Genomic DNA, 13880 nt, shown 5'->3' with positions numbered 1-13880 from the left:
TAATAAGGAGGAGAGCTAATAATGAGTAAATTTATTTTATCTTTAGATCAAGGAACAACTAGTTCCCGTGCAATATTGTTTAACCATGAAGGAGAGATTGTCGAAACGGCACAAAGAGAATTTGAGCAATTTTTTCCAAAGCCTGGTTGGGTGGAGCATGATGCGAATGAAATTTGGACATCTGTTCTTGCGTGTATTGCAGAAGTTTTTAGAAAAGCAAATGTTGGACCGGATCAAATTGCAGGAATTGGAATTACGAATCAAAGAGAAACAACAGTTGTTTGGGACAAAAATACCGGAAAAACAATTTATAAGGCAATCGTATGGCAATCCCGCCAAACGGAGAGCATTGTACAAGAACTTAGAGAGCAAGGGTATAACGATTTGTTTAAGGAAAAAACCGGACTTCTATTAGATCCGTATTTCTCTGGATCAAAAGTTAAATGGATTTTAGACAATGTAGAAGGAGCCAGAGAAAAAGCAGATAGAGGGGAACTACAGTTTGGCACCATTGACAGCTGGCTGGTTTATAAACTATCTGGTGGAAAAGCCCATGTAACGGATTACTCGAATGCATCACGTACCCTTATGTATAATATTTATGATTTAAAGTGGGATGATGAGCTGCTGGAAATTTTAACTGTCCCAAAAAGTATGCTGCCAGAGGTTCGGCAATCTTCTGAAGTATATGCAAACACAGTGGATTATCATTTCTTCGGAAAAGAAGTTCCAATTGCGGGTATGGCAGGGGATCAACAAGCTGCATTATTTGGACAAGCTTGCTTTGAAGAAGGAATGGTTAAAAATACGTATGGTACAGGTGGCTTCCTGTTGATGAACACTGGCGAAGAGGGCGTTCAATCGAAAAATGGTCTATTAACAACTCTAGCTTGGGGTGTTGACGGAAAAGTTGAATACGCTTTAGAAGGCAGTATTTTTGTATCGGGTTCTGCTATCCAGTGGCTTCGTGACGGATTAAAATTAATTGATAACTCACCTGAGAGTGAGGCCTATGCTGCAAGAGTAGATTCAACTGATGGTGTTTATGTTGTCCCCGCGTTTGTGGGGTTAGGTACGCCATATTGGGATAGTGATGCACGTGGAGCAGTATTCGGTCTAACCCGTGGTACAACAAAAGAACATTTTATTCGTGCGACGCTTGAATCCCTGGCTTATCAATCGAAAGACCTTGTAGATGTAATGGTTGCTGATTCAGGTATTGATGTTAAATCATTACGCGTAGATGGTGGTGCAGTTAAAAATAATTTCCTAATGCAATTCCAAAGCGATCTCTTAGGAGTTCAAGTGGATCGCCCTGGTATTAATGAAACAACCGCATCAGGTGCAGCTTATTTAGCGGGTCTGGCTGTTGGCTACTGGAAGGATAAGGCGGAAATTGCTAAACATTGGAATGTCGAGCGTACTTTCACACCAGACTTATCTGAAGAGAAACGTGACGAACTATACAGTGGATGGAAAAAGGCTGTAGAAGCAACAAGAGTATTTAAATAGAAATGTCTATCTTAAAGCATTGAAATGTGTTATAATAAAGGCAAGTTAATAAGTCGGACGGAGATTCCTGAGAGACCACAGTACTCTATTTTCATAGAGTGTTTTGTGGTCTCTTTTGTTTTGCCTGACTTTAAAAATTAAGTTATTCAGATAATGATAAAAAGGAGAGAATGGGCATGTTTTCAAGCTTAAATCGAAATGATATAAAAACTAGGATAAATGATGAATCCCTTGATTTGCTTGTGATCGGTGGAGGAATTACAGGTGCCGGAATTGCACTTGATGCTGCAACAAGAGGCATGAAAGTTGCTGTTGTAGAAATGCAGGATTTTGCCGGAGGTACATCGAGCCGTTCAACCAAGCTTGTTCACGGAGGTCTTCGTTATTTAAAACAATTTGAAATTGGCGTTGTTGCAGAAACCGGAAAGGAACGGGCGATTGTCTATGAAAATGGACCACATGTTACAACACCGGAACGGATGATGCTTCCATTTTACAAAGGAGGAACTTTTGGTCCATTTACTACAAATATAGGTTTACGTGTTTACGACTTCCTTGCAGGTGTAAAGAAAAGCGAAAGAAGGAAAATGCTTAAACCGGAAGAAGCTGTTAGACGGGAACCCTTATTAAACGCTAAAGACCTTAAAGGTGCTGGTGTATATGTAGAGTACAAAACAGATGATGCCCGTTTAACCATCGAGGTTATGAAAAAAGCAGCAGAAAAAGGGGCACTCGCCTTAAACTATATGAAAGTGACGAACCTGGTTTATGAAAATAGCAAGGTTATTGGAGTTGAAGCAGAGGACCAGATCGATGGTTCCACCCAAAAGCTTTTTGCCAGGAAAATTGTTAATGCGGCTGGACCATGGGTTGATACATTACGTGAAATAGATAACTCAAAAAGAGGGAAATATTTACATCTTACGAAGGGGATTCATCTTGTATTCGGCGGAGAACGTTTCCCATTAAAGCAAGCGATATACTTTGACACACCTGATGGACGGATGGTTTTTGCTATTCCCCGGGAAGGTAAAACGTATGTCGGTACTACAGATACAGTTTATACAGGAAATATTGCGCATCCAAAAATGACAATAGAAGATCGTGATTATGTCTTAAAGGCCATTGATTATATGTTTCCAGAGGTTAATATTAAGCCCGAGGATGTTGAATCAAGCTGGGCTGGTTTACGCCCCCTTATTCATGAGGAGGGGAAAGATCCTTCAGAGATCTCCCGTAAAGATGAAATCTTTGTATCCGATTCAGGCTTTATTTCTATTGCTGGCGGTAAGCTGACAGGGTATCGCAAAATGGCTGAAAGTATTGTAAATCTGGTTGGAGAGCAATTGCAAGAGGAAGAAGGAAGATCATTCCCCGTTACACAAACAAAAGAATTGCGCATTTCAGGTGGGGATGTAGGAGGTTCTGCAGGCTTTGAAACGTTTGTAAATGAGAAGGTATCTGAAGCGGTACACCTGGGGATGGAAGAAAAATCAGCTAAAAGTTTAGTGGGAAAATACGGTTCAAATATCGATGTGATTTTTGATATCTATCAACGCGAAAAAGCCGATGCCAAAGCTGAAAATATTGACCCGGCAGTATTTGCTGTACTTCGTTATGCCATCAAGTACGAATTAGCATACAAACCAGTTGACTTTTTCATCAGACGTACAGGAGCATTGTTCTTCGACATAGATTGGGTGGACCTGCATAAAGACCGGGTAATTGCATATATGGCAAAAGTTTTCAACTGGTCAGACGAACAAACAGCAGATTACGTGAAAGAATTAAATCAGCTTATGTATGAAGCAACACATCCAGAGGAATAACATTTTATGGACATCATTTTAAGATACTATCGGGAAGTTTTGGTATGGTCATATTACTGGCGGTGTCATCATTGGAGAGGACCCTGAGACATCTGCACTCAATAATTATCTCCAAATGTGGCATATGGATAATGTATTCGTAATCGGTGCTTCTGCCTTTCCTCATAATGGAGGTTATAACCCTATAGGCACAGTAGGAGCATTAGCTTATCGGGCAGCCGAAGGCATTTTAAAATTTAGGGGAGAAGATGGACAACTTGTTAAAGCAAAGAACAGTATTAGAACATAGGAATAAAGGGGTAGCATGTAATGGAAATAATACAGGCATAAAATATAGCTGAAAATGGATAAATTTAACATATTATAGGGCTTCACTAGAACGTAATAGGATCGCATTTTCTTATTCACGTATTATCCGTGCTGCAGGACAAGGATCCATACGAGGTCTATATCCTTAACTTGCTGGAGAAGCCCAGTTTTGTTTTTATAAAAAGTTCAACAATCGCACCAGTTTCGTTTTAGTACATTTGAAACCAGTGGTTATCCAAAGTGATTATGAAACCACCAAACAATAAGAATGATACTCACTATTCCCCAAGCTATGGTACTCACTATCCACCAAACTATGGATTTAGTTTTACCTGAACTTTCCTCGCTCTCCATATTTGCTTTTATAAAAGCGAGCTTACTTTCCATGCCTTTTTTCATAGAAAAGAGAACAACAAATCCGGATATGATGAAACCAATAGTTATCCAAAGTAATGAGTCCACTTTTATACCTCCTCTTTGGTGAATTGCATATCTTACACTCTTCTGCCAACCTGTCATTTAATTTAAGTACTTTTCTTCACGAAGTGCTACGCGCATTATAACATATAAGTTTTTATTCTGAAATGTGGAAAAAGTTATACTGAAAAGTTTACTAAGTTCATAAAAACTTCACGTATACGCTGTACATTGCGTGAGTTACATCACGTTCTTCCCTTTGAAACTGTATTATAGTTTGGATGTACTTATATTTCGGCAATATTCGAGGGGCGACAAGTAGCAGAGAAGCAGAATAAATGCTACTAAAATGTCATGTTTAACGAGAACGTTCGGAAATAAGTCGTTTTTTGTTCACCTTTCGTCTGTTGTTCTGTCAAACCCTCATTGGTACATTTAATAATGTCGAGAATATTACCAAATTAATAGCTGGGAGGTCCTAGGGGCGAACTCATGTGTTTAAGCTTTCTAAAATTATATTCGAAGGCAGTATTCACAGTGTAGCTTGGCATAAATTTGAGGGGATATTTTACTTCTAGTCAAACTTTTTATAAATCGTTAGGAGGAAAAAGAGAATGAAAAATAGATTTCCGTTATTCATGGCTTTAACTGCTTTAATTTTAACTGCTTTCTTTATTGCATCTCCGGTATCTGCACAAATTGCTGACGGTACATATGAGGTGAATTATGAAGTGAAAGAGGCTGATAGTGAGAATACATCGATTGCGGATGGTTACTTTACAAAGCCTGCGAAATTAATCGTGGAAAATGGGGTTCAAACGATTCAGCTAACCGTTACTGGCAGCAATTATATAGAATCACTTACAGCACCATCAGGCCCTTTAAGCGTCATTAGTGAGGATACAGCAAACCATACAAGAACAGTGAAGTTCAAAGTGGATGGTGACTTATCTAAACCAGTAAATATGGATATGCATATCATCGTTCCAGATATGTACGATATGACTCATACGGCACGTGCTGTTTTTGATGTAAGTGGATTAGAACAAGCTGCTGCACCAGCAGGAAATAATTCAAATGATCAGGCTTCTGAAGCTGCAGCTGAAACGGGCAATGGTACAGGTGAAACAGTGGAAAATCCACAAACTGGCGAAGACTCATCCATTGCACTTTATGCTCTATTAATGCTTGGATCAGCAATTGCTTTAGTTGCAATTTGGAAATTGCGGCCTGTACGAAACTAAATAGAAACCTGTAAGGGAGAGAAAAAGATGCGAAATAAATGGATCTTATCCTTAATAATAACAATACTTGCACTGCCATTTTTTAGTGGTGCAGTGTTTGCAGAAGAAACAAGCCAGTTTGAAGACGGCACCTATGATGAGATAGATTATATCGTAAAGCATGCGACGGAAGATGACCTATCAGCAGCCGATAATTTCATGACTAAACCAGCATCACTGATTGTTGAAAATGGAAACCAGTATATTCAGCTTGAACTCAAAGGCAGCAGCATGATTAAATCATTATCTGCTCCAAGTGGTGAGGTTGATGTAATTGAAGATAAAGAAAATGATACGAGAGTGGTAGGTTTTCCGGTAGAAGGAGATTTATCTGAACCTGTAGTAATGAAGATGCACGTGGTTGTTCCAGGTGTATATGAAAAAACCCATACTGCTCGTGCCTATTTTGATGTAAGTGAAGTACCACTAAAAGCAGAAGAAGAAAAAGAAGAAGAAACTACTCCTCCTGCAGAAGAAACAACCGAACCAGAAGAGGAACCGAATGCTCCTGAAGAAGAACCAACTGAACCAAGCCTTGCTGACCTGCAGGATGGATACTATACAATTGATGCCAGTTATCTAAAAAGTGACAGTGATGAAGCGTCCACAATGGGCAGATATTTGGGCAGTTCCTTGTTCTTATCTGTCACAGAAGGAAAAGCGGAAGTAACCATAACTGTAAATGCAAATGATACGGTAACATTGTTACAGATCAATGGAAAGAACGCTGCAGAAAAGAAAGTAGATGGAGACAAGCGTTATGAAACTTTTAATGTGGATAGTTTAACCTCCCTTTCTCATGCGTATGTTGAATATCAAGCACCTTATAATGGCAGCGTATATGAAGGCAAAGCCAATTTCGATGTATCATTAAATGAAACAAGTATTACTCCATCTAACGCATCACAAAAGCCTGGTGCAGGCATTGCAAATGAGGAAGAAAATAAAGACGAAGACAGTGGTAAAGAAGAATCAGCAGATGATGAAAAACTAGAAGATAACGATAAACCGGTAAATAACGACAAACCAGTTAATAATGAAGATTCAGCTGATGTAGAGGATGACAGCAAAAAACAACCGAAAAATCCTGAAGTAAAAGATCAGCTAGCACCAGATAAAGCGCATGAAATTGATTTTGAAATCAAACATGAAACCAAAGATCAAGCATCTGCAGCTGATTCATTCTTTAAAGGACCGGCTGTGTTATTAGAAAAAGATGGACAAAAGTATCTTCAGATTACTGTAACAGGTAAACAATATATTGAATCATTGAAGAATAAATTCGGTGAAATGGTTGTAGTCGAAGAAAATGGAGATACAATCGTTTATCAATTTAAATTAGATGGTAATCTATCTGAAGTTATTTTACTAGATATGATTATTACCGTTCCAGGAATCTATGAGGGACAGAATCATAAAGCACGACTATTCCTAGATGAAAGCAGCATGAAAGAAGCCGATGCAAGTGATTATCGCCTGGCAGCTTCTGACAATGCAAATGGACCAACTGTTAAAGGAGAAAATGGTGACGGAAATCAAACACCTGACCCTGAGAACAATCCACCAGTAACTGATGGTGACAGTAATGAAACACCTAAAGACGATGACAAAACAATTCCAGAAAAACCTGAATTTGGTTCTGATGATGATACTAATAAAGCTGGCCAAACAAAAACTAATGGACAAGCAACAAACCCACAAACAGGTGAAACAACAAACACCTTGCTTTATGTCATCCTATTGATTGGTTCAGCTATTCCGCTGGCATTCAAATTAAGAAGACGTTTTATTTAATTGATAAGTTTCCAAACAAGTGAGTCTTACTGTTCCTAACAGGCAGTAAGACTCCAAGTTTCATATAGAGGTTGTTCAAAAAGTCCGGTAAAAATGACACTTCGAATTTCTTCGTTAGCTTGCTTTTGCGTTACTCACGTATTAATTGCATACGTTCCGATACTCAAAGCTAAGCTGCCTCGAACTTCTCGGTCCTTTTTATCCTCCTTTTTGAAGCATATATTGAAAAGAGGTGTAGCCGTCATGAAAAATAAAATTAGTTTTTTACTCTCCATCATCCTTCTAATTGTTTTAACTGGCTGTGGCACAGATGGAAAATCTACTGCAGCAGATAGTCAATCCTCAAGCGCTGATACTCAAACAAATACAGAAGAAGCAGATTCAAATGAAGAAACAGATGCACTCGATACGGATGGTCAAATTATTTCAACAACCGTCGCTTTAACAGAAATCATGGATAAATTGGAATTAGATCTTGTTGGTGTTCCTACATCGTATAAGGATTTACCTGAGCGATATGAAGGATTGCCTGAGGTTGGACTTGCGATGACACCAGACATGGAATTAATTAGATCATTGAAACCAACAGATGTATTAACGGTTACGACATTGACATCATATGTAGAAGAAACATTTACTCAAACAAATACACCAGCAACATATATCGACTTAGAAAGTGTAGAAGGAATGAATGAGAGTATCTTGTCTCTTGGTGAGAAATATGGACGCACGCAGCAAGCGGAAGAAATCGTAAACAACTTTGAAGAAAAAATGACGGAGATCGAGGCAAAAGTCGAAGGCAAAGAATCTCCAAAAGTGCTGATTTTACTTGGGGTCCCGGGAAGCTATCTTGTTGCGACAGAGGATTCCTATGTTGGTGACCTTGTAAGACGTGCTGGTGGGGTAAATGCTATTGCCCAAAAAGGTGTGGAATACGTCGCAGCAAATACAGAAAACCTGCAGCAATCCGATGCTGACGTTATATTGCGCATGGCACACGGTATGCCTGAAGAAGTTGTGGAAATGTTTGATAAGGAATTTAAAGAAAATGATATATGGAGTCATTTTAAAGCAGTCCAAGAGAACAGAGTTTATGATTTAGAGGAAACACTTTTTGGAACAACTGCGAACTTAGCTGCTGCTGAAGCATTGGAAGAATTAGTCGGGATGCTTTACCCAGAATTAGCCGAATAGGGCCTGCGAAAGAGGTTTTTATGATGTATAAAAAGATTATCAGCTTTATCGTCGTAATCGGTTTGCTTCTAGTCGTAACAATCTATTCGATGATAACTGGGAGTATTGAGATCACAGCAGGGGAATTGATTACAGGACTTTTTACAGGCACCAATGAAAATGTGGAAATTATAAAAGACTTGCGTTTACCGCGCATTGTGATTGCCATCTTTGCCGGGGCAGCCTTGTCAGTTTCCGGTGTGCTCTTACAGGCCGTCATGCGTAACCCGCTGGCGGAACCTGGGATTATCGGGGTTTCATCTGGTGCAGGCTTTGTATCCATTATTATGATTACATTCTTTCCCACATTGTATTTCTATACACCATTGTTTTCCTTTATCGGTGGAGCGATTGCCTTTTTACTCGTCTATATGTTTTCCTGGAAATCTGGACTCAATCCACTAAGAATGATCTTAATTGGTGTTGCCATCAATGCGGTGTTTACGGGATTAAGTGAATTTATTACCTCCCAAAATGCGAGCAGCATGATGTCCGGTATTTCGGTTACGTCCTCAACACTTACGATGAAAACATGGGGAGACGTTGAAGTGATGGTCCTGTATGGTTCGATTGGATTGATTCTCAGCATGCTCCTTTTTGCCTGGTGCAACCATTTGGGATTAAGGGATAAAACATTGAAAAATCTAGGATTCCGTGTGAACCGGGCACGTTTCATTATTTCCATCGTCGCTGTATTGCTTGCATCCATTGCCACTGCAATTGCAGGAATGTTTACCTTCGTCGGACTGCTTATCCCGCATATTGGCCGCACGCTTATTGGCAATGATCATAAACTGCTTATTCCATTTTCCGCAATAGCGGGGGCGCTGCTAATCCTGACTGCAGATACTCTGGGAAGAACGCTTGTCTCACCAATCGAAATTCCAGCTTCGATTATCGTGGCTATTATTGGTGGACCATTCCTGATATTCCTGCTTAGAAAGAGTGATCGTATTTATGGAAATTAAGGATATATCTTTTTCATATCAAGATAAAATCAAACGCCTGCACAATGTAGCTGCAGAAATTACACCAGGTCAAATCACAACGATTATTGGGCCAAATGGCTGTGGCAAGTCTACACTGCTTGGGGTGCTGACGAATAATCATCAGCCGCAAGCTGGACAAGTTATTCTTGACGGGAAAGCGATTAATAAATATAAGCCGAAGGAACTTGCTAGAAAGCTGGGCGTTGTCCACCAGCAAAATACCGCGCCAGCAGATATGACAGTAGAAAAACTTGTCTATTATGGACGCCTGCCCTATAGAAATACGTTCTCCCCGAAGGTCGAAAAGGACGAAGAGATGGTGAAGTGGGCGCTTGAATGTACAGGTTTGTATGAAAAAAGAAATGAAGCGATTGATACATTATCCGGTGGTCAGCAGCAGCGTGTATGGATAGCAATGGCGCTTGCTCAGGATACACCATTTCTATTTTTGGATGAACCAACTTCTAACCTGGATATGTATTATCAATATGAGATACTGGAATTAGTTAAACAATTATGTAAAGAACACGGCCTGACCATTGTAATGGTTCTGCACGACATAAATCAGGCCATTCAATATAGCCATCATATTATTGCGATGAAACAAGGGAAAGTAATCAAAAAGGGCAATCCGAAAACGATTGTTACGAAACAATTGATGCAAGAGGTTTACGGTGTGAATGTTGTTGTGAAAAATGAAGCGGATGTCGGAATGTATATTGTTCCTTTAGGAATTTAATGGATTGACGATGAATGGGGTGACGTTTGGATGAGCGTAAAAATGAAGAAGGTTTTATCTGTAATGCTCACGATTCTATGTTTAGGTGTATTTATTTATGCAGCAAATGGACTGATTGATACGGCGATAGATTACTATAAAAACCGCAAAGTACTGAACAATATCCAGGAAACATTCTATGCGTCTGATCCTGGTGAAATAAATAAGCGTGAAAATGGCACCAATCCCAATTCCGTCCGTTCAGGGTTTGATATCTTGTTAAAGGAAAATAAGGAACTTGTCGGCTGGATTGCGATAGAGGATACACAAATTGATTACCCCATCCTGAAAGCAGATAATAATACTGATTATTTAAGGCAAGATTTTTATAAAGAGGACAACATTGTTGGCAGCATTTTTATGGATTTTCGGAATAACGTTAAATCCCCAGGTTTAAATACAATTGTATATGGACATCGCACGAAGGATGGTTCCATGTTTGAACATTTATCCAAGTATGAGGATCGGGAATTTTTCAAGAACCATCAAACAATTGAATTTGATACATTATATGATAGTTATGAAGCAGAGATTTTCGCTGTTTACAATACAACGATTGATTTTAATTATATTCAAACGGACTTTGCAAGTGATGAAGACTACGAACAGCTGCTTACAGGAATTCGAGAGGAATCCATGTATGAAACAGACGTAGAAGTAACTTCGGATGACCGCATTCTTACATTATCTACCTGTGATTACGATCGTGATGATAATGATGGAAGGCTGGTCGTGCAGGCGAAGTTGGTGAAGAAGGGATAACACCTTCTCCTGAACCATACGGATATATCAACAATACACATAAAAGAGGAGAACGTATATTACTAACGGGTTCCGTTACCTATCGCAAACATTAAAAATGTAATGTAAAATGACCATCTATTTGTATGCTAATTTGATGGTCATTTTTTGCTGGTTTAATAGTGTTTTCTTTATAATATACATTAAAATTGTAGTGCGATTTGTACCCCTATTTGTTAGATAACAATAGCCAGTGTATGTCTACTACACTTTGTACTACAAATTCATATGCAAATTGGCATACATAAATTTACCAATAAATTGAAAGTTGATTAGTTTCCACTTGATTTTACAAGGTAATCTGAATATTTATGTTAAAATAAATATAGATATTGTGAACGATTACACTTAAACTAACTGGCAGGTTAATTTAACAAGCAACTTTAGGTTGTTATTGTGCGTAGTGCCCATAATTTGAGTCAATCTAAAGGTTGTCATTAAACAAAAAAAGTTTAATTACGTAGGCGATTTTTAAGAATTTGTCTTTTTGATGAATTTTTGAAAACCATAGTTCAATAAGGATAGTAAAACAGTTTTTAAAAAAAGTACTGTTGAATTAAACTTTATTAATTTATAATGGCCCATTTTTTGAAAAAGTGCATTTAAGGGGTAGGCATAAACAAGATCGATTATTAAATTACATATTGCATATAAGGAGAATTTTCCATAGGTAAAATGAAACACCCACAAGTTAATAGTAAAAAATGGTCCAAATATAAAGGCTAGGTCATCAAATATCCTGTATCCTTTTCCTCCTTTTACCACCCACCATTTGAAGTTGGAGTTTAGTAGAGATTGTATTAACAAAATACAAGAGCAAAATAATGTAACTGGTAAATACTTTTTAAAGGAGTGTTTTGGGAGAAATAATAATACAATAGCCCACAAAACGATTGCATTTATTATCCTAAAAAAATTTGCCATCAAAAATACCCACCTTTTGTTTTATCTTAGCATGTGGTACTTGTGCAGTTTTATTCAGTTATACAAGTCGAGGTTGAACATGATAAATATAAAATAGACTTAGAAGTGGAAGTGATATTGCTTTAATGTAACCCAGTACAACGATTTTGGCAGTAAGTATCTATATTTTTCTTTAATTTATGGGTGCGTTAACGAAAGAAAGGTTTGTCATTTCAGCTCTTATCGCTTATTGTGCTAAAAAGGCAGTTTACTTCTATATTAGTCTAATTTAAGTAGCGGTAGTGAGACGATTTAATTTAGGTGAATGTAACTACTTCATTTGGGGAAAATACCTACTAAAACAGTAGGTGAAAAAATTGAAAAGAATTTTTTTGTTCTTCTTTTGCTTTCTCTTTTTGTTAACGCCAACAGCTAATGCTATCCAGCCAACAAAAACGGAAGCAACAAGAGAAAATTTGTTAGAAGATGCAGTGATTGATCTCCTACAACCACAAATGTATGAAGCAGTTAAAGAATTCTATGGAACTACATATGATAAGGCTTTTCAATGTTTAAAGGTGGTGGACATTAAAAAACTCCATCATCCAGGATCGTGGATGTTTGAAGCTACCTTGGAAGGGATGACATATTCTGGGGCACATAGCCCACCACACGATATTTTTACAGTAACAGTAAAAAAAGATTGGGAAGATAGTAATTGGGTACTAAAGGATTACAAAGTGAGAAAGTATGATCCAAATAATCAAGAATATGAATGTAGAGAACCTGCATAATGGATAAGTTAGCATTTTAATTTAACTAACAAGTTTGTGACAACTTGTACTTAAACTATATGGTGCTTTAACACAACAATAAAATCGCCATTGTGGTGGTCTTTTTAGCTATGGCAGTTTAATGGAACAAGAAGTAGGTGGGGAAAAAAAGAAATCTTGTGTTACACATAAAGAGGGGGATGAATTTGAAAAAAATAAACGAAATTGAATATAATACAAAACCGTATGAATCTTTTTTGTACTTTTTGGCATTCTTATTCATTAGTAGGTTACTTCCTATATTTCAGGTTTTTTTAACTAACCTTTTCCTTCAATTGATATTTGTATTAGTTATTGTTTTTCTTCTCACAAATCTTATCAATAACAAGGTTACTAATAATTTTAAAAACTTTTGTTTACGCTTTAATTTTAAATTACCCTACTTATATGTGGTATCTATAGTTTTGTATATAATTGCATTCTTATCGTTCGGGGGATAAATACAAAGCTGATTCACTCAGTACAATGATGACCTAACCGGTGCTTTACTCAAAGATGACTATCTTGTTAAAGGGATGGCAGTCGAAGATTAGTGGGACGGGAAAAAGAATAATAAAATGTGATTGTAAACTATAAATGTTCGGGGTGGAGATTTAATGAAAAATAAGGGTACTATTTATTATATTGTCGTGCATACTGTTAATTTAATTCTATTGGGAGTTATCGGTTTTCTTGCGTTTTTCTCTGTAGTAAATATTAGCCCAAACAAAAACCTCACCTCTGGTATGATTGCATTCGTTACTCTTGTTTTCCTAACTGCAATGTGGGCAATCAATTACTGGTTCCAAGTCAAGAAAAGAAAATGGATTCCACCAATAGCTGGAACCGCCCTGTTCATCGCCATCACTTTGCTTATCCTGGATGTAGGCATACCATTCTTTTACGACGTTTTTATAAGATAAGCCCGCAACCATACAGAATAATAGAAGTAATAAATATTGTTTTTGTCATTCTACTTTACTAACGGGTGCATTAGCGAAAGAAGCGACATTGAGGTAAGTGGCAGTTTAGTTGAAGAAGAAAAATTAAATATTAAGATAAAAACGCTCAGAATATTTTCTGAGCGTTTTAGTGTGTGCCAGGCATGCACACATTCTTTAGGGTTGAAGTCCCGAGCCACGAAGGCAGTAGTAGTGGTTAGCTTAAGACAAGGGTGTCTGGGGCGACCCAGAATCTGAAGGAAGTCGGCGGCAAATCTC

Annotated in this window: 11 protein-coding genes and 1 pseudogene; 11 read left to right on the top strand and 1 reads right to left on the bottom strand. The window is 37.9% G+C overall.

What is annotated here, in order from left to right:
• Positions 1–21 precede the first annotated feature (21 nt).
• From glpK to CIL03_RS18690, 3 genes and pseudogenes are all read left to right on the top strand, one after another.
• A complete protein-coding gene (gene glpK, locus CIL03_RS18700; RefSeq protein ID WP_094887404.1) occupies positions 22–1512 on the top strand; it encodes a glycerol kinase GlpK in 1491 nt (496 codons plus the stop codon).
• 170 nt (positions 1513–1682) lie between these two features.
• Positions 1683–3341: a glycerol-3-phosphate dehydrogenase/oxidase gene (locus CIL03_RS18695; protein ID WP_420855433.1), complete on the top strand. Its 1659-nt coding sequence runs from the start codon at positions 1683–1685 to the stop codon at positions 3339–3341.
• Positions 3342–3390: 49 nt separating this feature from the next.
• Positions 3391–3630: pseudogene (locus tag CIL03_RS18690) on the top strand (GMC oxidoreductase); the annotation flags it as partial.
• Between the two features lie 251 nt (positions 3631–3881).
• Here CIL03_RS18690 and CIL03_RS18685 read toward each other — a convergent pair.
• Entirely contained in the window at positions 3882–4112 is a 231-nt protein-coding gene (locus CIL03_RS18685) for a hypothetical protein (protein ID WP_094887402.1), read from the bottom strand.
• Positions 4113–4681: 569 nt separating this feature from the next.
• On the opposite strand from CIL03_RS18685, the gene CIL03_RS18680 reads away from it, so the two are divergent.
• The 8 genes from CIL03_RS18680 to CIL03_RS18635 all read left to right on the top strand — a co-directional run bounded on the left by CIL03_RS18680 (position 4682) and on the right by CIL03_RS18635 (position 13583).
• A complete protein-coding gene (locus CIL03_RS18680) occupies positions 4682–5311 on the top strand; it encodes an NEAT domain-containing protein (RefSeq protein WP_094887424.1) in 630 nt (209 codons plus the stop codon).
• Between the two features lie 27 nt (positions 5312–5338).
• On the top strand, positions 5339–7144 hold the full coding sequence (locus CIL03_RS18675) for an NEAT domain-containing protein (RefSeq protein WP_094887401.1): 1806 nt from the start codon (positions 5339–5341) through the stop codon (positions 7142–7144).
• Between the two features lie 243 nt (positions 7145–7387).
• Entirely contained in the window at positions 7388–8338 is a 951-nt protein-coding gene (isdE, locus tag CIL03_RS18670; protein WP_094887400.1) for a heme ABC transporter substrate-binding protein IsdE, read from the top strand.
• A 23-nt stretch (positions 8339–8361) separates the two neighbouring features.
• Positions 8362–9345, top strand: a complete 984-nt coding sequence (locus CIL03_RS18665) for a FecCD family ABC transporter permease (RefSeq protein WP_094887399.1) — start codon at positions 8362–8364, stop codon at positions 9343–9345.
• A complete protein-coding gene (locus CIL03_RS18660; RefSeq protein ID WP_094887398.1) occupies positions 9335–10105 on the top strand; it encodes an ABC transporter ATP-binding protein in 771 nt (256 codons plus the stop codon). Before CIL03_RS18665 ends, CIL03_RS18660 begins: the two co-directional genes overlap by 11 nt.
• A gap of 30 nt (positions 10106–10135) precedes the next feature.
• Positions 10136–10906, top strand: coding sequence for a class B sortase (gene srtB, locus CIL03_RS18655; protein WP_094887397.1), 771 nt, complete (start codon positions 10136–10138; stop codon positions 10904–10906).
• A 1319-nt stretch (positions 10907–12225) separates the two neighbouring features.
• Positions 12226–12642, top strand: coding sequence for a DUF3888 domain-containing protein (locus CIL03_RS18645; protein ID WP_094887395.1), 417 nt, complete (start codon positions 12226–12228; stop codon positions 12640–12642).
• 635 nt (positions 12643–13277) lie between these two features.
• The gene (locus CIL03_RS18635; RefSeq protein WP_094887393.1) at positions 13278–13583 is read left to right on the top strand and encodes a hypothetical protein; all 306 of its coding nucleotides are present in this window, start codon (positions 13278–13280) and stop codon (positions 13581–13583) included.
• Positions 13584–13880 lie beyond the last annotated feature (297 nt).

This window comes from Virgibacillus indicus, assembly GCF_002266285.1.
GTDB lineage: Bacteria > Bacillota > Bacilli > Bacillales > Amphibacillaceae > Virgibacillus_K > Virgibacillus_K indicus.
Note: the sequence above shows the minus strand (reverse complement) of the source record. Positions and strands in the feature narration are given on the sequence as shown.

Excerpts from the sequence above, each read along its gene's own strand:
- glpK (WP_094887404.1), top strand. The coding sequence starts at position 22 with ATGAGTAAATTTATTTTATCTTTAGATCAAGGAACAACTAGTTCCCGT.
- CIL03_RS18695 (WP_420855433.1), top strand. The coding sequence starts at position 1,683 with ATGGGCATGTTTTCAAGCTTAAATCGAAATGATATAAAAACTAGGATA.
- CIL03_RS18680 (WP_094887424.1), top strand. The coding sequence starts at position 4,682 with ATGAAAAATAGATTTCCGTTATTCATGGCTTTAACTGCTTTAATTTTA.
- CIL03_RS18675 (WP_094887401.1), top strand. The coding sequence starts at position 5,339 with ATGCGAAATAAATGGATCTTATCCTTAATAATAACAATACTTGCACTG.
- isdE (WP_094887400.1), top strand. The coding sequence starts at position 7,388 with ATGAAAAATAAAATTAGTTTTTTACTCTCCATCATCCTTCTAATTGTT.
- CIL03_RS18665 (WP_094887399.1), top strand. The coding sequence starts at position 8,362 with ATGTATAAAAAGATTATCAGCTTTATCGTCGTAATCGGTTTGCTTCTA.
- CIL03_RS18660 (WP_094887398.1), top strand. The coding sequence starts at position 9,335 with ATGGAAATTAAGGATATATCTTTTTCATATCAAGATAAAATCAAACGC.
- srtB (WP_094887397.1), top strand. The coding sequence starts at position 10,136 with ATGAGCGTAAAAATGAAGAAGGTTTTATCTGTAATGCTCACGATTCTA.
- CIL03_RS18635 (WP_094887393.1), top strand. The coding sequence starts at position 13,278 with ATGAAAAATAAGGGTACTATTTATTATATTGTCGTGCATACTGTTAAT.